At 71.9% G+C, this 18,756-nt stretch carries 15 protein-coding genes; 5 read left to right on the top strand and 10 right to left on the bottom strand.

The genetic code is table 11. The features are described from left to right. Nucleotides 1-52: 52 nt before the first annotated feature. From ABD978_RS14260 to ABD978_RS14245, 4 genes are all read right to left on the bottom strand, one after another. Nucleotides 53-1,336: a class I SAM-dependent methyltransferase gene (locus ABD978_RS14260; RefSeq protein WP_345353815.1), complete on the bottom strand. Its 1,284-nt coding sequence runs from the start codon at nt 1,334-1,336 to the stop codon at nt 53-55. A gap of 2 nt (nt 1,337-1,338) precedes the next feature. Continuing rightward, nucleotides 1,339-2,703 (bottom strand): FAD-binding oxidoreductase, encoded by a 1,365-nt coding sequence (locus ABD978_RS14255; RefSeq protein ID WP_345353814.1) that lies wholly within the window; start codon nt 2,701-2,703, stop codon nt 1,339-1,341. Between the two features lie 68 nt (nt 2,704-2,771). Continuing rightward, nucleotides 2,772-3,293 (bottom strand): DUF1707 and DUF4870 domain-containing protein, encoded by a 522-nt coding sequence (locus ABD978_RS14250; protein ID WP_345353813.1) that lies wholly within the window; start codon nt 3,291-3,293, stop codon nt 2,772-2,774. Nucleotides 3,294-3,378: 85 nt separating this feature from the next. Next, entirely contained in the window at nt 3,379-4,464 is a 1,086-nt protein-coding gene (locus ABD978_RS14245; protein WP_345353812.1) for a polysaccharide deacetylase family protein, read from the bottom strand. A 235-nt stretch (nt 4,465-4,699) separates the two neighbouring features. On the opposite strand from ABD978_RS14245, the gene ABD978_RS14240 reads away from it, so the two are divergent. Beyond that, nucleotides 4,700-5,050 carry a hypothetical protein gene (locus ABD978_RS14240; RefSeq protein ID WP_345353811.1) on the top strand — a complete coding sequence of 117 codons (351 nt, stop codon included), beginning with the start codon at nt 4,700-4,702 and terminating at the stop codon, nt 5,048-5,050. A 102-nt stretch (nt 5,051-5,152) separates the two neighbouring features. Here the strand turns inward: ABD978_RS14240 and ABD978_RS14235 are convergent, their stop codons facing one another. Both ABD978_RS14235 and ABD978_RS14230 read right to left on the bottom strand, forming a co-directional pair. Beyond that, entirely contained in the window at nt 5,153-6,922 is a 1,770-nt protein-coding gene (locus ABD978_RS14235; RefSeq protein ID WP_345353810.1) for a DUF2207 domain-containing protein, read from the bottom strand. 304 nt (nt 6,923-7,226) lie between these two features. Continuing rightward, entirely contained in the window at nt 7,227-8,615 is a 1,389-nt protein-coding gene (locus ABD978_RS14230) for a DUF4192 domain-containing protein (RefSeq protein WP_345353809.1), read from the bottom strand. Nucleotides 8,616-8,985: 370 nt separating this feature from the next. On the opposite strand from ABD978_RS14230, the gene ABD978_RS14225 reads away from it, so the two are divergent. Together ABD978_RS14225 and ABD978_RS14220 are read left to right on the top strand one after the other, a co-directional pair. Further along, entirely contained in the window at nt 8,986-10,020 is a 1,035-nt protein-coding gene (locus ABD978_RS14225) for an aminotransferase class V-fold PLP-dependent enzyme (protein WP_345353808.1), read from the top strand. Nucleotides 10,021-10,140: 120 nt separating this feature from the next. Then, entirely contained in the window at nt 10,141-11,841 is a 1,701-nt protein-coding gene (locus ABD978_RS14220) for an AMP-binding protein (RefSeq protein ID WP_345353807.1), read from the top strand. A gap of 190 nt (nt 11,842-12,031) precedes the next feature. Here ABD978_RS14220 and ABD978_RS14215 read toward each other — a convergent pair whose 3' ends face one another. Both ABD978_RS14215 and ABD978_RS14210 read right to left on the bottom strand, forming a co-directional pair. Further along, nucleotides 12,032-14,119 carry an ATP-dependent DNA helicase gene (locus tag ABD978_RS14215; protein ID WP_345353806.1) on the bottom strand — a complete coding sequence of 696 codons (2,088 nt, stop codon included), beginning with the start codon at nt 14,117-14,119 and terminating at the stop codon, nt 12,032-12,034. A gap of 299 nt (nt 14,120-14,418) precedes the next feature. Further along, on the bottom strand, nt 14,419-14,778 hold the full coding sequence (locus ABD978_RS14210) for an ArsR/SmtB family transcription factor (protein WP_345353805.1): 360 nt from the start codon (nt 14,776-14,778) through the stop codon (nt 14,419-14,421). A 40-nt stretch (nt 14,779-14,818) separates the two neighbouring features. On the opposite strand from ABD978_RS14210, the gene ABD978_RS14205 reads away from it, so the two are divergent. Beyond that, nucleotides 14,819-15,307, top strand: a complete 489-nt coding sequence (locus ABD978_RS14205; RefSeq protein WP_345353804.1) for a YybH family protein — start codon at nt 14,819-14,821, stop codon at nt 15,305-15,307. A gap of 228 nt (nt 15,308-15,535) precedes the next feature. Here the strand turns inward: ABD978_RS14205 and ABD978_RS14200 are convergent, their stop codons facing one another. Then, nucleotides 15,536-16,747 carry a pyridoxal phosphate-dependent aminotransferase gene (locus ABD978_RS14200; RefSeq protein ID WP_345353803.1) on the bottom strand — a complete coding sequence of 404 codons (1,212 nt, stop codon included), beginning with the start codon at nt 16,745-16,747 and terminating at the stop codon, nt 15,536-15,538. A gap of 99 nt (nt 16,748-16,846) precedes the next feature. Further along, complete coding sequence (locus tag ABD978_RS14195) at nt 16,847-17,770, bottom strand: esterase/lipase family protein (RefSeq protein ID WP_345353802.1); 924 nt, start codon at nt 17,768-17,770, stop codon at nt 16,847-16,849. A gap of 336 nt (nt 17,771-18,106) precedes the next feature. Here ABD978_RS14195 and ABD978_RS14190 point away from each other — a divergent pair, with 336 nt between their 5' ends. Then, nucleotides 18,107-18,751 (top strand): TetR/AcrR family transcriptional regulator, encoded by a 645-nt coding sequence (locus ABD978_RS14190; RefSeq protein WP_345353801.1) that lies wholly within the window; start codon nt 18,107-18,109, stop codon nt 18,749-18,751. Nucleotides 18,752-18,756: the final 5 nt, after the last annotated feature.

The raw sequence follows: 18,756 nt of genomic DNA, 5'->3' as shown, positions 1-18,756 counted from the left end.
ACCGCGGCCGACCCGCGACCACCCGTCACCGCCGCCGACGGTCAGCCGGCGGTCAGCCGGCCGTCGGCGGCTCGAACGCAGGCCGCAGCGGCATGTCGGAGCGGCCGTTCTCCCCCAGCTTGACGCCGAGCACCTGGTGCAGCTGGATCCAGTTCAGGTCGAACCCGAGCCGCGAGCCGGCCATGTACAGCCGCCACACGCGCGCGGTGCCCTCCCCGACCTCGGCGACCGCCTCGTCCCAGTGGTCGTCGAGGTTGCGGCACCAGCCGGTCAGGGTCTTGGCGTAGTGCTCGCGGAGGTTCTCCTCGTGCCGGATCTCGAAGCCGGCGTCGTTCATCCGCGAGATCAGCCAGCCCGGCCCCTCCAGCTCGCCATCGGGGAAGACGTACCGGTTGATGAAGCCTTCCTCGCGGATCGACGGCTCGCTGTCGTCGGGGCGGGTGATGCAGTGGTTCAGCATCCGGCCGCCCGGCTTGAGCTTGCCGTACAGGAACGAGAAGTAGCCGGGGACGTTCGCCTTGCCGATGTGCTCGGTCAGGCCGATCGAGCTGACGGCGTCGAAGCCGTCCTCCTTGACGTCGCGGTAGTCGAGGTGGCGGACCTCGGCGAGCTCTGACAGCCCCGCCTCGGCGATCGCCTTCTGCGCCCACTCGGCCTGCTGCTTAGACAGCGTCACGCCGAGCGCCTTCACGCCGTACTCCCGCGCGGCGTGCATGACCATGCCGCCCCAGCCGCAGCCGACGTCGAGCAGCCGCATGCCCTCGCGGAGCCCGAGCTTGCGCGCCACGAGGTCGAACTTGTGGAACTGCGCCTGCTCCAGCGTCGCGTCCTCCGAGGGGAAGCACGCGCAGGTGTAGGCCATCGACGGGCCGAGCACCCACTCGTAGAAGGTGTTCGAGACGTCGTAGTGATGGGAGATCGCCTTCGCGTCGCGGCGCTTGGAATGCCGCAGTCCCGACAGGAGTGGCACGCGGGCCGGCCGTACCTCCTGCGGCGGCGGGTCGAGACGCGTCAGCGCGGCGGCGCGCAGCAGCGGGTCGCCCAGGATGCCGCGCAGCAGGATCCTCTTGTCGGCCCAGCTCAGTTCGCCGAGGGCCGACTGCATCCGGAACAGTGCCGTGTGCATGTCCCCGTGCACGTCGAGGTACCCCGCGACGTACGCGCGGGCCAGCCCCAGCGCACCCGGCGCGTGGGCGAGGTAGGACACCGCGTACGGCGATCTGACCTCCACCCTGACGTCCGCGCCGAGAGCTCCGGCGCGACTGTCGTCGTATGCCCGGAACTCCACCTGTGCGTCGCGTCCGACGACGCGTTCGAAAGCCTCCGCCAGCTTCATCTTCACCTGCCCCGTACGGTTTTGTCGTAGAGATCCAGCAGCCGCCGCTCCGGGTCGTATTCCTCCTTCAACGTGCGATAGGTAGCGCCGTCGTAGTGCCGCCAGAAGTCCTCACGCGTATAGAACGCCGTCGAGTACAGCGATTTGTGGCCGTCGAGGCGGGCGACCTCGCGCTCGATCAGCCGGTTGTGGTGTTCGGGCAGCCGACCGGGTTTCTGCGGCACCGTCCCCCAGAAGCCCACGTTGACGTACGTCCGTCCGGGCTCGAGGGGGTACAGCGGCCACTTGTCCTGTGCCCGCAGCGGGCACAGCCACACCGGGCTCATGCCGATCTCACGGTGGAAGAACTCGAGAAACTCGGGCAGCCGCTCCACCGGCACCTCGACGTCCTGGATGACGTCCTCGCGCGGCGGCCGGCCGAGCCAGCGGTCGACCCGCGCCGACGTCTGCAGGCGCTTGTCGAGCGCGACCAGCCGGCGGTAGACGTCGGAACGCTTCTTGGACGCCGGCCAGGCCCGGCGCACGAGGGGATGCTGCGCGCCGAACGCGCGCGAGCACCAGAACCAGTCGGTGTCCCACCGCCAGAGGTAGTCGTGCGTCGTCAGAGCGTCGGTCGGCGGGCCGTCCGGCCGCAGCCAGCGCGGCGTGACGAACCGGTCGCGGATCGACCGGTAGTAGATCCCCTGCCCCGTGTAGTCGGAGACGCGCTCGGCCGTGTCGGCGAACCGGCCCAGCGTGAGGTACAGCTCATCCCCGCCGAACACCGTGCCGTCGATGAAGTCCACCTCGGCACCGAGCTCGTCGATGGCCTCCACGCACTCCTGCGCGGAGGAGAACCGCACGTGCCACAGCGCGACGTACGGCTTGACCGGCTGCAACTTGATCTTGAGGCGCAGGGCGTACCCGAGCGTCCCGTACGAGTTCGGGAAGCCGTAGAACAGGTCGCGGTGCTCGTTGTCCGGGGTCGCGGTGACGACCTCGCCCGCGCCGGTGAGGATCTCCATCTCCAGCACGGACTCGTGCGGCAACCCGTTGCGGTACGACGACGACTCGATGCCGAGCCCCGTCACCGCGCCGCCCAGGGTGATCGTCTTGAGCTGCGGGACGACGAACGGCATCAGGCCGTACGGCAGGGTCGCGTCGACCAGGTCCTCGTACGTCGTCATGCCCTGGACGTCGGCGACGCGGGCTTCGGGGTCCACGCTCAGGACCTTGTCGAAGCCGCTGACGTCGAGGCCGGGCGCCTGGATCTCGTCGCGGAACCGGAACAGGTTCGAGGTGCGTTTCGCCAGCCGGACCGGTGCGCCCTCCGGGATGGCCCGGTAGGACGCCAGGAGCCTCTCGACCGCGGTTTGGTGACCTGTCACCTGTCGATCTTCTCATCCCGGCATCCGGCGGCACAGCCAGGGCACGCCCGATACGCGGCGTGATCGGGTCAGTGCACCAGCCGGAGGGTGAACGGGTACCGGAACGCCGTGCCCACGAGCGCCAGCAGCGCGGCGACCCCGCAGACGATCCAGGTGACCGCGTACGCGATCCCCCCGATGCCGAAGGTCACGACCGTCAGCAGCAGCAGCGTGAGCTGGAAGTTGAGGGCCTCGACGATGTGCCTGCGGACGTACGGCGACCGCCGGGCGCGCGTGCACAGCATGACGAGCGGTCCCAGGAAGAGGGTGGTGGCGCCGAGGACGTGCGCGAGCGCGGCCAGCACGCGCTGTTCGGCGGTCGGCTCGCCGACCGGCGCCGGCGCCCGGTGCGCCGCGGGCACGGGCGACAGGTCCGCCAGCACCGCGTCCAGGTCGGCCCGTGTCCTGGCCGTCATCGCGAGATGCAGCCGCAGGTCGAGTTCTTCCTTGTCGAGGCGGCCTTCGGCGAAGGCCTGCTGCAGCCGGTCGACGATCGGCTCGCGTTCGGCGGCGGAGACGCGCAGCGCGCCGGTCGGTGTGGAGATGGTCATGCCATCGATCGTGCGCCGCGCCCGATTCCGAATCCATCCGGGAAACCCCTGATCCGTCCCTGGGGCGATCCCCCGGTCCGGCGGGTCACCCCCTGGGTGCGGCGGGTGCCCGCGTTGTGGCCGGGCCACCCGAGGGATGCGCGCTGCTCGGGTTCGCCGCGCCGCTCGGGTGCGAAGCGGCCTTCGTCCGCGGGCTCTTCGGCCGGGGCACGGGCCCGTCGAAGTAGGTCTCCCCCGGCTTCAGCGACCGCGCGCCGAACAGCTCGGGCACGGTGACGAACGTGAAGCCGCGTCGCGACAGACCGGCCAGGATCTTCGGCACGGCGTTCACCGTCGTCGGGTGGATGTCGTGCATCAGGATGATGTCGCCCGGGTGTGCCCAGGACACCGCGCGGTGCGTGACGATCGCCGAGTTCCGGTCCAGCCAGTCGTTCGTGTCGACGCTCCAGAGGATCTGCGCCATGCCCATGCGGCGCGCCACCGCCGCCACTTGCCGGTCCGTCGCGCCGTACGGCGGCCGCATCAGGACGGTGCCGTGGCCGGACGCCCGGCGGATCTCACCGAGGGTGCGCGTCAGCTGGGAGCGGATGGCGCCGTCGGACAGCGAGCTGAGCGACGGGTGCGACCAGGTGTGGTCGCCGACCACGTGGCCCTCGGCGAGCTCACGGCGGACGAGCGCCTCGCGGCCGCGGATGTTGCCGCCGATGAGGAAGAAGGTGACCTTGACGTGCCGGGCGGCGAGCATGTTCAGCAGCTTGGCGGTGTACGGGCCCGGGCCGTCGTCGAACGTCAGCGCGATGCACTTGACCTTGCGGCAGTCGACCCGCGGCTTGGGCGCCACGGCCTTGGCGCCGGGGAGCTGGGCGAGGTACCGCAGGCGCGCGATGAGGTCGTTCGCCGGGGCGTGGGCCGCCGCGGCGTTCGCCGGGCCGTGTGACGCCGTGGTGGGCGGGCCGCCCACGGGACGCGACCTCGACCGGCCGAGCGGCCCGGTGGGCGGTGCGGCACGGGAGGCGGATCGGCCGGTCGCCGTCTCCGGGATGGGCGGGCCGACGGTCCCACCCGTGCCCCGCGCGGGGCCGGCCGGGTGGGTTCCGAGGCCGCTGAGCCACCCGAGCCCGAGTACGGCCGCGGCGATCACGAGGGCCTTGCGGACGGTCCTCGACGACATGACGAAGCTCATCGGACCCCCCATTAGTACCTGACGCGCGACACGGCACACCTTAGTTCCATATTCCCCTTGCGGTTTCGTAGTCGGTCAAATAGCGACAAACGCGTGGTGTCATCACTTGGAACCCTGCAGGATAGATCGGCGTTGAAGACGTGACGAATCGCGCGATCCACCGCAAGAAGCCGCCAGGGCACGGGGGGCGGGAAGCGCGACGGGCTCTTGGGGAGGACGTCCGATGAGGTGGGGCGATCGCTTCGGAATTCGCCGCCGGCGGGGTGACAGGGTGACCGTTCTGGACCGGGAGGCGACGAACGCCGACATCGAGTCGCTCAGGGCCTTTGCCCGGAGTCGCAAGGGCGTGGAGTTCTACGTCGAACCCGAGACTTTCGCCACCGACACCACCGCCGTGGCGATCGCCGCCGACGGCGAGTGGACCCGCCGCCGCGTCGGCTCACCGCGGGTCATCCACAAGGTCGCCCGCGACCTGCGCCTTCCGGTGTACGACGTGCAGATCACCGGCTACCCGCAACGGATGCGGGATTTCAACGAACGCCGCAAACGCCAGGGCGGCGGCGCCTCTCTGTGACGACACCGCGACCGTAGGACCGCTCCGCGGCCCGGCTTTCGGCGGTTCGGGCCCGCCTGCCAGGCCGCGAAGGCCGGCAGGCCGGCCCGGGTCCTGGCCCCGTCACCAGCTTCCCCCTCCGCCTCCTCCACCGCCGTCACCCACGGACATCCCACCGCCGCTGAAGCCGGAGTCGCCGCCGTAGCCACCGCTGAAAAGGCCACCGCCGCCCCCGCGGCTGCGGGCACCCCTCGTTCGGGAGGTGACGGGTTCGGGCCACACGCTCGACAGCCCTTGGAGCAGGGAGGCGACCGCGGAGCGGTGCTTTCGCGGCCGAAGTGGCCTGTCGACCTCGAACCAGTCCAGGTCGCCCGCCTGCGCCGGCGACGCCATCGGGTCACTCCAGCGTGCCGCCTGCCGGAACGCGATGGCGTACGGGAACGTGCGCGTCAGGGCGGCGGGGGCGTCTCTCCGTGGTTCGCCCGCGATGGCCTTCCGCCAGGCGCTCGCCAGCGCCTCGGCTCGCGCACCGGACGCCCGGCGCGGCACCGTGTGTCCCATCGCCACGACCGACGGCGCGATCAGGATCGGCGTCAGGCTCACCCATCCCCCGCCCGCGAAGGTCGGCGACGTGGCGGCGAGGCAGAGCAGGATCAGGCCGGCGATCCCGGCCGACCATGCCAGCAGCTTCGACTGCAGCGCCTGCGCCGACGGGGTCCTGCGGTACAGGCCGAGTTCGACCGGTGCCCGCTCGAGTTGCTCGCAGAGCGGGCGCTGATGCGCCCGCGTCCAAACGTTGCCGAGAGAGACGACGTCATGCTGCTTGAAGATGTCGGTGAGGAGCCGGCGTTCGACGCCGACCAGGTCCCGATCGGCGGCGTCGCCCCGCGTCAGCCGAACTCTGTCCTCGTTCCGAGTCAGCCTTTCCGCCTTCAGGTGGATGTGGCCCCGGATCGCCAGGTCCACCAAAGTGGCGGCGAGGGCGTGCCGGTTCGCGCGCCGGCCGTTCACGAGTACCACGGCGACGCCGGGGCGCATCCTCGGATCGTCCGGGGGGAACGCCGAGACGTCGCCGTCCCGGCGTCCCAGGCCGCACCGGCGGCGCGGCAGGAACCACCAGGCGGCGATGACCAGGAGGCCTCCCGCGGCGGCGAGTCCCCACGTGGTGAAGCGCGTCATGGCGAACGGCGCGCTGACCGCCACCAGCCGGGGAGGCGCGACGGGCATGGCGTCCTTCAGGCCGACGCGGACGGTGACGCCGCTGTGGGGCGGCAGGGCGGCGGCGGAGAAGTCGGCGATCGCCCCGCTGTGCGTGGCCCGCGGACACGGCGCGGTGCCTCCCCCCTGACCGGCGACACAGGCGACGCTCGTTATGAGGACGGGGGAGACGATCCGTACGTTCACCCGCGAGACCGGGATCTTCCAGGAGGAGCCGAGCGCGTTCCACGTCAGGGAGATCCCGTGGCCGTCACGGGTCAGCGCTCGGCTGACGTCGTAGTCGATCCCGTAGGTCTGCGTACCGGTGACGGTCCGGTGCGGATCACCGATGCGCAGCTTCACCGTGCCGTCGTCCTCGCGAACCGTCGGCTCTCCCGCAGGACCGCCCGGGCTGCTGATGCGGAACCCGCTGATGGGCATGAGCCGACGATGCAGGGTGTCATGCCGTGAGCGCTCCGGGATCCAGCGGTCGATGCCGTGGTGCTCGCCCGGACCGAAGACATAACGGATCTGCTCGGTCACGTGCAGCGTTCCGCCGGGCTCCGGCGTCAGGGTGACGGCGAAGGACTCGATGTGCTCGGCCACCTGGTTCGCGGCTGCGCGAGCCGGGACGCCCGGCGCCGAAAGGACGAGGGCCACGGCGGCCGCCGCCCCTGCCGAGATCCGTCCGATCATCGATCTTCCTTGGTACGCACGCGGAAAAGCTATCGGCGGCTCTGCACAGAGAACGTGACAGTTGAGCCATTTCGGTGCGTCGGCGCGAAGATCGGGCCGCATGGTGACCTCGACCGCGCGGTGACTCGGCCGCGTGCTGACTCGGCCGCGTGGTGACCACGGCGTGGTGACTCGGCCGCGTGGTGACCTCGCGTGATCTGCTCACGCCCCTCCCCCTCCCTCTGGTGACACGTCCGCCTGGCGGGCACTGCCGGTGTGAGACAGCACCCGCCAGGAGCCTGTCGCCTCCCGATGCCCCGTCCCCTCAGCTCGCCTCGTCGAGCTGCTCCGGGGTGATGTCGAGCGGGACGGACCAGGGCGGCAGGCCACTGACGAACAACTCGTGCAGGAGCCGCGCCATGGAGTAGTGCGGGTCGGCGGCCAGCGCCCGGTCCAGCGCGAGGTTGGCCAGCGCGCCTTCGCCCGCCCGCCAGGCCGCGAACGCCAGCAGGCAGGCCGGCCCCGGCCGGTAGGGCTCGGCCACGCGCCGCACGACGTCCCGCCAGAGCCGGATGTGCGCGCCGATCTCACCGTCGTCGATGCGCACCCATGCCTCGTCGCGGACCCGGAGGTTGACGAGAAGGACGCCGAGCCAGGCGACCTCCTCGTCAGAGGGCGGATCACCGCCCGCCCGCGCGCGCTCGATGAGGAGCCGGACCAGCCGCACCCCTTCCTCGACCACCCGACGCGCCACCCCACTCCGCCCCGCGACGGCCCTGGCCACGTCAGCCGTGCTCACACCGACCTTGGTGGAGTCGGCCGAAGTCGGGCCGGCCTTGAGGAAGTCGACCGAGATCGAACCCCCCGCAGCGGCACCACCCGGAACCGCGGTGCCCGAAGCAGCACCACCCGGAATCGCGTCACCTGAACCCGCGGCACCTGAAACCGGGGCACCCGAGCCCGCACCGCTCGGGATCACGGTGCCCCAGGCAGCGCCACCCGGAACCGCGTCACCTGAACCCGCGGCACCCGGAACCGCACCGCTCGGGAGCGCGCCACCCGGAACCGCAGCGCTCGGAACCGCGCCGCTCGGGAGCGCGGCACCCGAAACCGCGCCGTTCGGGAGCGCGGTGGCGTCGCCGGTTGCGGGGCCGCCTTCGGTCGCGATGGCTTCGGCCCAGGAGGTGAGGCGGCGCTCGGCGCGGTCGGTGGCCTGCCGCATCGCGTCGCCGCCGACCGGGGCGATCATCCGCGCCAGCTCCTCGCGGTCCGGCAGGGCGACCAGGCCCCCCGCGATGGCCGCCGTGGCCACCGCGCTGCCGCGCACGTCGACGAACGTGCCCTCCGGCGGGCAGCAGGCGGGGTCGGTGCACAGATAGGACCAGTAGCGGTCGCCCTCGACGCGCAGGACCTCGCGGAGTCGCACGCCGTCGCGGGCGAGGCGGTCGCCGACCCGCTCGACGACGGGCGTCACCCGCGCGCCCGGGCCGTAGCCGGTGAGGATGACGTCGGCGGGCCGGCGCCGGGTGATGAGCTCGGTGACGTGGTCGAGCAGGGCGTCGGAGGCGGTTAAGTCGAGCCGGATCGCGTATGCGCCGTCCGTGCCGCCGCAGCACAGCACGACGACGCTGTCCGTGGGATGGAACCCGACAAGATAGGGAATCGCGGCGACGACGTCGGCGGGCGACCGGAGCCGCAGAGTGTTCGGTCTCATGCCCTGAGCCTCCCGTGCCCGTCTCCACCCCGACACCCCCGGAATCACTTCTGTGGAAAACCGCAGGCCCTGATGTCAGGCGCCGGCGCCACACCCGGGTCAGGCGTGCGTCCACGAGTGGCTCGGTGGGCGGTGTGGAATGCTCGGTAAGAGCAGGACCGAGACGGCGGTTCGAGGTGCTTTGCCGCGATTCGAACCGCCACTCACCGAGCATTCCACGCATCGAGCGCGCACCCGGGACAACACCAAACCGGGCTCAAACGACGAACCCACAGGAACAGCCCGGCGCCACCGTCCGGCCTGCCGCGGCGGCGGCTCGGTGCGCGTCCACCCGGCGGGCGCGATCGACGGTGCGGTGCAGACTTGTCGGGTGGATCTACGCGAAGCACTCCCTCTCTGGGAACCGACGCCGGGATGGCTCAACACCGCCAGTTACGGACTGCCGCCGCGTCCGACCGTGGAGGCGGTGCGGCGGGCGCTCGGCGAGTGGCAGCGCGGCGACGTGCCCTGGTCCGTGTGGGACGTCTCCACGGGGCGGGCGCGGGCGGAGTTCGCCCGGCTCGTCGGAGTCGAGACCGATGACGTCGCCATCGGTGCCGCCGTCTCCCAGCTGCTGGCCCCGGTGGCCGCGTCACTGCCGGCCGGGGCACGCGTCGTCGTGCCGGAGATCGAGTTCACCTCGAACCTCTTCCCCTGGCTGGTCCGGGACCTCGACGTGCGGACGGTGCCGCTGGACAAGGTCGCGGACGCCGTCGACGGCCGTACGGCGGTGGTGGCGTTCAGCATCGTGCAGTCGGCCACCGGCGAGATGTCCCCGGTCGAGGACATCCTGGCGGCGGCACGGGCGAACGGCGCGCTGGTGGTGGCCGACGCCAGCCAGGCGGCCGGCTGGCTGCCGCTCGACGCGACGCGGTTCGACGTGCTCGCGTGCGCGGCGTACAAGTGGCTCATGGCACCGCGCGGCGCCGCCTTCTGCTACGTCGCCCCGGCCGTGCTGGACCGGATCCGGCCGGTCGCGGCCGGCTGGTACGCCGGGGACGAGCCCGGCGGCGAGCCGCACGCGTATTACGGGCCGCCGCTCCGGCTGGCGCCGACGGCCCGGCGGTTCGACCTGTCGCCGGCGTGGTTCTCCTATGTCGGGGCGGCTCCGGCGCTGGAACTGCTCAACGCGGTCGGGGTGGAGCGGATCCACGCCCACGACGTCGCGCTCGCCGACCGGTTCCTGCGGGGCCTGGGACTGCCGCCCGCGGGCAGCGCGATCGTGAGCGTCGACCTGCCCGGTGCCGCGGAGCGGCTGGCGGCCGCGGGGGTGCGCGCCGCCGTACGGGACGGGCGGCTGCGGGCCGCGTTCCACCTGTACACGACCGACGCCGACGTGGATCTAGCCCTCAACGCCCTGACCTGATACGCACCGGACTGACAAAAAGCCGGAAATGTCCCATCGATCAGAACACTGGGCATGGAGCGGCAGATGATGCGAGGGTGGCAGAAAGGTGTCATCTGCTCACGGTGGTGATCGCGGCGAATGCCCACACCCTACGAAGAGAGGCCATGGCTCCGCTTCTACGCGGAAGGAGTCCCCGCCGACGTCGAAGTGCCGGACGTGCCGCTCACGCGGCTGCTCGACGCGTCGGCCGACCGCTTCGCCGGCCGTCGGGCGCTGGAGTTCCTCGGCCGCTCGATGACGTACGCCCGGCTCCGCGACGCGGTCGACCGGTTCGCGACGGCACTGGCCGGACTGGGCGTCCGTAAAGGCGACCGGGTCGCGGTCATCCTGCCCAACTGCCCGCAGGAGGTCATCGCCTTCTACGCGGTGCTGCGGCTCGGCGCGGTGGTGGTCCCCACCAACCCGCTGTACACCTCGTCGGAGCTCCGGCACCAGCTCGCCGACTCCGGTTCCCGCGTGGTGGTCGTCTTCGACAAGGCGTACGAGACGGTGCACGAGGCGAGGCCCGGGACGATGGTCGAACACGTCATCGTCACCTCACTGCCCGACTACCTGCCCTTCGTCAAACGGGAACTGCTCAAGCTCCCGCTCGCCAGGGCACGCCGGCTGGCCGACGAGCTGAGCACCGAGGTGCCGGCGGACGCGCCCGTCCTGTGGTTCGACGACCTGCTCAAGGAGACCGCCGAACCCCACCCGCAGGCGATGGTCGACCCGTTCCGCGACCTGGCCGTCCTGCAGTACACCGGCGGTACGACGGGTCGGCCGAAGGGCGCCATGCTCACCCACCGCAACCTCGTCGCGAACGCGCTGCAGACCACGGCGTGGGACCCCGCGATCCGGCCCGGGCAGGACGTCACCCTGGCCGTCGTTCCGCTGTTCCATGTCTTCGGCCTGACGTTCTGCCTGACCTGCACGATCCTGATCGGGGGAACGGTCGTGCTGATCCCCCGCTTCGACCTGCAGCTCGTGCTGGACGCCATGCACAAGCACCGGCCGACGCTGTTCCCCGGCGTACCGCCGCTGTTCCAGCAGCTCGCGGCGGCGCCCGAGGCGAAGAAGGCGGGGGCCGGGGCGATCCGCACCTGCGTCTCGGGGGCGATGCGACTCGCCCGTACGACGGTCGACGCTTTCAAGGCGGGTACGGGCGGCCAGGTCGTCCAGGGGTACGGGATGACCGAGACGTCTCCGGTGGTCATGGCCAACCCCCTCGACGGCAACGCCCGGCACGTGTCCGTCGGCACCCCCCTGCCCAGCACCGAGGCGCGGATCGTCGACGAGAACGACCCCTTCCGCGTCCTCCCCGTCGGGTATCCGGGCGAACTGCTGGTCCGCGGCCCCCAGGTGTTCGCGGGGTACTGGAACCAGCCCGCCGAGACCGCGGAGACCCTCTCTCCGGACGGCTGGTTCCGGACCGGGGACATCGCGATGATGAGCCCGGACGGCTACTTCACGCTGATCGACCGCAAACGGGACGTCATCATCGTCGACGGCTTCAACGTCTACCCCTCGGAGGTCGAGGCCGTCCTGCAGGCGCATCCGGCCGTCGAGGAGGCGGCCGTCGTCGGAGTGCCGGAGCCGGGCCACGGCGAGGCCGTCGCCGCGTACGTCATCCCGAAGCAGCCGCACCGGCCGGGCCAGGACGAACTGCGGGCCTACTGCGCGCAGCACCTCGTCGCGTACAAGGTGCCCGCCTTCGTCGAGTTCCGCCCGTCACTGCCCCGCAACATGCTCGGCAAGGTCCTACGCCGGGTCCTCCGGGAGGAGAACGCCCTGCCCTGACCCGTGCCCCCGACGCCGGCCACCGCTGCGCACGGTCCCCGGCTCAGTCGGGTCACCCCGCCACCTCTGTGGGTGCGACCTCGACCCAGCCGGCAGGCGCACCACAGATCAGGCCCCATGGGGCTGGCCGCCCGGCGTACCCGGCGCGCCGCAGGCCCCCGCGCCGTCCCTGAGGGGTGGTCGCCTCGGCTCAGCCGGCGCTGTCGAGGCGGCGCAGGGCCGCCTTGACCGTAGCGGAGTCGAACGTCGTCCAGAACGGCGGCAGCGACGACCGCAGGAAACCGCCGTAGCGCGCCGTGGCCAGCCGCGGGTCCAGGATGGCGACGACCCCGCGGTCGGTCATCGACCGCAGCAGGCGTCCGGCACCCTGCGCGAGGAGCAACGCGGCGTGCGTCGCGGCGACGGCCATGAAGCCGTTGCCGCCGTGCGCGGCGACGGCCCGCTGCCGGGCCGAGGACAGCGGGTCGTCCGGGCGCGGGAACGGGATGCGGTCGATCACCACCAGCCGGAGCGACGGCCCCGGCACGTCGACGCCCTGCCAGAGGGACAACGTGCCGAACAGGCAGGTCGCCTCGTCGTCGGTGAACTGCTTGATGAGCTGGGTCGTGGAGTCGTCGCCCTGGCACAGCAGCGGGTGCGCGAGGCGGCCGCGCAGTGCCTCGGCGGCCTGCTTGGCGGCCCGCATCGAGGAGAACAGGCCGAGCGTACGGCCCCCGGCGGCCTCGATGAGCTCGGTCAGCTCGGTGAGGTACGCCTCGGGCAGGCCGTCGCGGCCCGGCTGCGGAAGCTGCCGCGCGATGTAGAGGATCCCGCTGCGGGCGTGGTCGAACGGCGAGCCGACGTCCAGCCCCGACCACCGCAGCGGCCGTTCCGCGCCGTCCTTCTTCGCCGGCTCGTCGCCCTCGGGCGGCTCGGACGCCTCCGCGGCGCCGTCCGCCGCCGTGCCCAGGGACGGCAGGCCCCACTGCCGGGCCAGTGGCTCGAAGGACCCGCCCAGCGACAGGGTCGCCGAGGTCAGCACGGTCGTACGGCGGCCGAACAACCGCTCGCGCAGCAGGCCGCCGACGCCCAGCGGCGCGACCCGCAGCGCGGTGGGCCGCCGGGAGTCCTCGGTGAAGGGCCGGTCCAGCCAGACCACGTCGTGCCGGGAGGCCAGGTCGGCCTCGAACGTCTCCAGGAGCCGCCCGGCCGTGTCGTGGATCTCCTCCAGCGCGGTCAGGGCGGCCCGGCCCGCGCCGAGCCGCTCGGCGTCGTCCTCGGCGGTCTTGAGGCTGGTGCGCAGGGCGGTCGCGCAGCCGTACGCGGCGTCGCGGATCGAGAGGAGGACCCCGCCGAGAGCCTGAGGCAGGACGTCCATGCGGCCCGCGTTGGTGTCGGCGAGGATGGGCTGCAGCGCCTCGCCCGCCTCCTTGAGCCGGTCGGCGAGATCCTCCTCGATGAGGCGGCCACAGCGGCGCGCGGCGAACTCCACGGCCGACGCGGACAACTCGGCGGTGGCCACCGAGGTCACCCGGTCGACGAGCTCGTGTGCCTCGTCGATGATCGCGACGTCGTGCTCGGGGAGGACCTGGAACTCCTCGAGCGCGTCGATGGCCAGCAGCGCGTGGTTGGTGACGACGACGTCCGCCTCGCCCGCCTTGTCCCGGGCACGCTCGGCGTAGCACTCGGTGCCGAACGGGCAGCGCTGCGCCCCCAGGCACTCGCGGGCGCTCACGGCGACCTGGCGCCACGCCTGCTCGGAGACGCCGGGGACGAGCTCGTCCCGGTCGCCCGTCTCGGTGGTCTCGGCCCACTCGTGGATGCGCTGCACCTGCCGCCCCGTCGCGGAGACCGACTGGGCGTCGAAGAGGATCTCGTCCGGGTCGTCCGGCTCGTCGACCTGCATCCGGTGCAGGCACAGGTAGTTGCGCCGGCCCTTGAGGATCGCGAACGCCGGCTCGCGGCCGAGCAACGGCGTCAGGGACTCGGCGAGACGCGGCAGGTCGCGCTCGACGAGCTGGCGCTGCAGCGCGATCGTCGCCGTGGACACCGCGACACACGCGTTCTCGGCCACCGCGTGGCGGACGGCGGGGACGAGGTAGGCCAGGGACTTCCCGGTGCCGGTGCCCGCCTGCACGGCCAGGTGCTCACCGGACTCGATGGCGTGGGCGACGGCCTCGGCCATCTTGACCTGTCCCGGCCGCTCGGCGCCCCCGACGCCGGCGACCGCGGCGGCGAGCAGGGGTCCGACGCCGGGAACGTCGGTCTTTTCCGGAGAGTCGAGGAGGTCGTCGGCCACCCGGTCAACGCTACCGGGCGACCGGGACCGCTCGCCGCCACAGCCGCACTTTCCCCACCGGCCTCAGGCGACCTCCGATCGACGATTCGGCAGCTCTCCGGCCAGGCACGCGGCTCCGTACAGGAACACCGCGGTCGACGACGCGACCCGCCCGCCCGCGGACGGATCACCGGGATCGGCCGCGACCGCACGCGGCCAGGCGCGCTTCGCGCCGGCAGGCGGCCGGGCCCGCCCCGTGGGCGCGCGCCCAGGCGCGTTTCGGACCGACGGGCGGCCAGGTCCGCTCCGCGGCCGCGCGGTCAGGCGCGCTCCGCGAGTACGAGCGTCAGGAGGCCCGGGAACGCCTGGTCGAACTCCGCTCGCCGGAGGCGGTTGAACCGGCGCGGCCCCTCGTCGCGCTGCTCGATCAGCCCGGCGGCGCGCAGCACGGCGAAGTGGTGGCTCCGGGTCGCCTTGGACACCGGCAGGTCGAACGTGCCGCAGGCGCGTGTCCAGTCCGGCTGTCCGGCGAGTTCGCGGAGGATCGTGCGGCGCACCGGGTCGGCGACCGCGTCCAGGGCGTCCTGGAGCGGCACCTGGGACGGATGCCGATGCGTCAGCCCGCGAGCGCGCGCGGACGGCCCGCGCGCCTCGGTGTTCGATTCCCGTCGTACACTCATGTGGTCGACCTCCATCGAACACTCTAGGCGAGGAGTCACGGTGATCAAGCACACAGACCCGGCGTACGGCCCGGACGCGCGCAACCGTCTGCCCGAGGCGGCGGACCCGTCTTCCGCGGGCGCGTACGCGGCCCTGGAGTCCTTCTACTACGCGCTCAACCACCGCGACCCGCGAGCGCTACGGGAGGACTGGAGCGACCATCCCCTCGCCCAGCTCAACAACCCGCTCGGCGGCGTCCTGCGCGGCGGCGACGCGGTCGCCGGGCTGTACGAGAAGATCTTCACCGGGCCGGTGCGCGTGGAGGTCACCTTCGGTGACGTCGTCGAGTACGTCGGCGCGGACCACGCGGTGTTCACCGGACGCGAGGTCGGGACGTACACGGGACCGGACGGCGTGCCGGTGCCCCTGCGAATCCGGACGACCCGGTACTTCCGCTACGAGGACGGGCGCTGGCGCCAGTTCCACCATCACGGCAGCATCGACGACCCGGACGCCCTGGCGGCGTACCAGCGCGCTGTGACGGGCTGACCGAGCCGCGGCGTCCCTGAGGCCGCGCGCCCGGCCGCCGCCGGCACGCCGGGCCTCGGAGGTCGGCGGCCCCGACGGTCGGGCATCAGACGCCACGCGCGGGACCTCGGAGATCGGCGTTTCCCGACGGTCGGGCGTCAGCGCGACGCGCCGCGGACGAGGCCGGCCGCCCTCGACGGTCCGGGCCTCGGACACGGCGCGCCGGGCCTCGGGAGCGGCGGATCGGGTTCAGGCGCGGCGGGTGGCGAGGAACTCGCCCAGCCTGCCGATCGCCTCTTCGAGGTCGTCGGCGTGCTGCAACGTGACGATCCGCAGGTGATCCGTGGTCGGCCAGTTGAAGCCGGTGCCCTGCACGACGAGGATCTGCTGGCTCTCCAGCAGGTCCAGCACGAACTGCTGGTCGTCGTCGATGGGGTAGACCTCCGGGTCCAGGCGCGGGAAGACGTAGAGCGCGCCGGAGGGCTTGGCGCAGCTCACGCCGGGGATCTCGTTGAGGAGCCGCCAGGCGCGGTCGCGTTGCTCGCGCAGCCGGCCGCCGGGCAGGACGAGGTCCTTGATGCTCTGGTGACCGCCGAGCGCGGCCTGGATGGCGTGTTGCCCCGGCACGTTGGGACACAGCCGCATGTTGGCGAGCATGTCCAGGCCCTCGATATAGGACTCCGCGTGGTCCTTGGGCCCGGTGACGACCATCCAGCCGGAGCGGAACCCGCAGACGCGGTACGCCTTGGACAGACCGGAGAAGGTCAGGGACAGCACGTCCGGGGCGAGCGGCGCGATCGAGACGTGCTCGGCGCCGTCGTACAGGATCCGGTCGTAGATCTCGTCGGCGAGGATCAGCAGCCCCCGCCGCCGGGCCAGCTCCGCCACGCCCTGCAGGAGCTCCCGGGAGTAGACCGCGCCGGTCGGGTTGTTCGGATTGATGATGACGATGGCCTTGGTAGCCGGTGTGATCTTCGCCTCGAGGTCCGCGAGGTCGGGCATCCAGCCCTGGTCCTCGTCGCAGAGGTAGTGCACCGGCGTGCCGCCGCACAGCGACACCGAGGCCGTCCACAGCGGGTAGTCCGGCGCCGGGATCAGCACCTCGTCCCCGTTGTTCAGCAGCGCCTGCAGGGCCATGACGATCAGCTCGGACACGCCGTTGCCGAGGTAGACGTCCTCGACGCCGACTCCGGGGAAGCCCTGCTGCTCGTAGTGCTGCACGACCGCCCGGCGGGCGGACAGGATGCCCTTGGAGTCGCTGTAGCCGTGCGCCGCCGGCAGGTTGCGGATGACGTCCTGGAGGATCTCGTCGGGGGCCTCGAACCCGAACGGCGCGGGGTTGCCGATGTGCAGCTTGAGGATCTGGTTGCCCTGAGCCTCCAGCTGCATGGCCCGCTTCAGGACCGGTCCCCGGATGTCGTACAGGACGTTGGCGAGCTTGTCCGACTGGCTGACCTGCATGGGGACACCTTAACGGGACGTCCCCCGAGCCGTCGTGGGGATTACCGCGCCGCACCGCCGCCGGCCGGACGACTCACCGCTGCCGGGTCGCGGCCGCGATCACCATTTCGCCCAGTAGTACAGGGCCTGCTTGACCATGTGGAGGGGCGCCCAGCCGTCCTTGGTCTCGTACGTCCCGGGCCGAGAGTACTTCCAGTACCAGAGGTGGTACCCCTGCCGGGCCGGGTGGGCCGAGTCCGGCCGGAAGACCACGCCGGTGTGGCTGAGGTTCTCGTCCTTGCCGTAGCGGACCTTGTGTCCCGCGGTCATGCCCAGCGCCGAGGACGTGGGCACCCGGGTGTCGGCGTCCGAGCCGATCAGCGTCCAGTCGGTGCCCTGCGTGGACTGCGGGTTCTGCCGGAGCCAGTGCAGCAGCGCGCCGCCGTCCTTGCCCTGCATCTGCCGGCACTCCAGGGAGGTGCAGCCGCTGTGCAGCCGCCCACCGTGCGGGCTGTCGAGCGTGGCGACGTTCGCGATGTAGAGGCGGGACGGGAAGCCATTCTCGCGGTTCTGCACCCCGGTCAGCGCGGCCCGTACGACCAGGCCGCCCATGGAGTGGGCCGCGACGTCGACGGACCGGCCGTACCGCGTGTCCCGGTTGTAGACGAGCCACGCGAAGGCGCGGCCGAGTTCCTTGATCGAGGTATTCGGCGTGTACGCGCCCCTGCCGGGCACCGAGACGGCGCAGTGCCGGTCGCCCTTGTAGTAAGCCACGGTGTCGAGGGCGCCCTTCCAGCCGTCGCGCTTGAGCGACCACAGGGCCGCACGCCAGGCCGCCGCGCAGTCGTTGTCGCCCTTCGTGCTCACGCCGTGGACCAGGTACACGCGGGCGGTAAGGCCGTCCGCCCGTTTGGGCACCCCTGCCTGTGCGGTCACCTCGTGCGCCGCCGCCCGCGCCGGCTCGTTCGACGCACCGCACCCCGAGATCGTCAGCGCGGCGACGGCCGCCCCGACCACCGGCGAGATCCTGATTCCCCCCAGCATGGACTCCCCCGTTCATGATCGACAGCCGCGTGATCATATAGGCCGCAATCCGGGATGAATGTGAAATCCGAAGACCGCCGCCTGCGTGCAGCGGTCTTCAAGCTCTGGCAGACGAGGGCTGCTATCAAGCCGGAACGGTGTCCTGCCCGCTTCTGTCGGCCTGCCGCCGGCTCGTGCAAGCCGGCCACCTACTTGGCCCCATCACTGCGGAGTCGGCCAGATCGGCGGCGACCTGACTTGAAGGCGGAGTCACTTGGACGTCGCGTCCAATAGTGTGACGGGCGCAACAAACAATCAGGCTTGATTGCATGTTTCTCGCGACCTACCGTCGAAGACGTGTCAGTGAGCAGCCGCCGACGTCCCGGGCAGGCCGCGCGCCGCGCTCCCCGCACCCAGGAGGAGCGGCGAGCGGAGACGCAGACCCGCCTGCTGGACGCGACCGTGGAGTGCCTGGCCGAGCTCGGCTGGGCCGGCACCTCGACGACCGAGGTGGCCCGCCGGGCCGGCGTCTCGCGGGGCGCGCAGCAGCACCACTACCCCACCAAGATGCTGCTGGTCGGCGCCGCGCTCAAACACCTTCTGGAGCGGCAGCGGCTCGCGTTCGAGCGGGCGTTCGCCGCCCTGCCGGCCGAGCGCCGCAACGTGGAGGGCGCGCTCGACCTGCTGTGGGACACGTTCCGCCAGGCACCCGCACTGGCCCTCATGGAGCTCGCGATGGCCGCGCGCACCGATGCGACGCTGCGCGAGCTGAGCATCGACATCAACGAGCGGATCATCGCGGTGATCCTCGAGGTGTTCCAGCGACTCTTCCCCGAGTCGGTGGACGAGGAGACGGCGGGAACGCTCATCCGAGCCGTGTTCGCCATGTTCGTCGGGCTCACGTTGCAGAACTCCCTGGACGATGACGCCCACGGCCGCCAGGCGGCGGTGCTGGGTCAGGTCAAGGCGCTGGCCCGCCTGCTCATCCCGGATCCCGTCTGAGGGAG

The organism is Actinoallomurus liliacearum (genome assembly GCF_039542035.1).
GTDB lineage: Bacteria > Actinomycetota > Actinomycetes > Streptosporangiales > Streptosporangiaceae > Actinoallomurus > Actinoallomurus liliacearum.
Note: the sequence above shows the minus strand (reverse complement) of the source record. Positions and strands in the feature narration are given on the sequence as shown.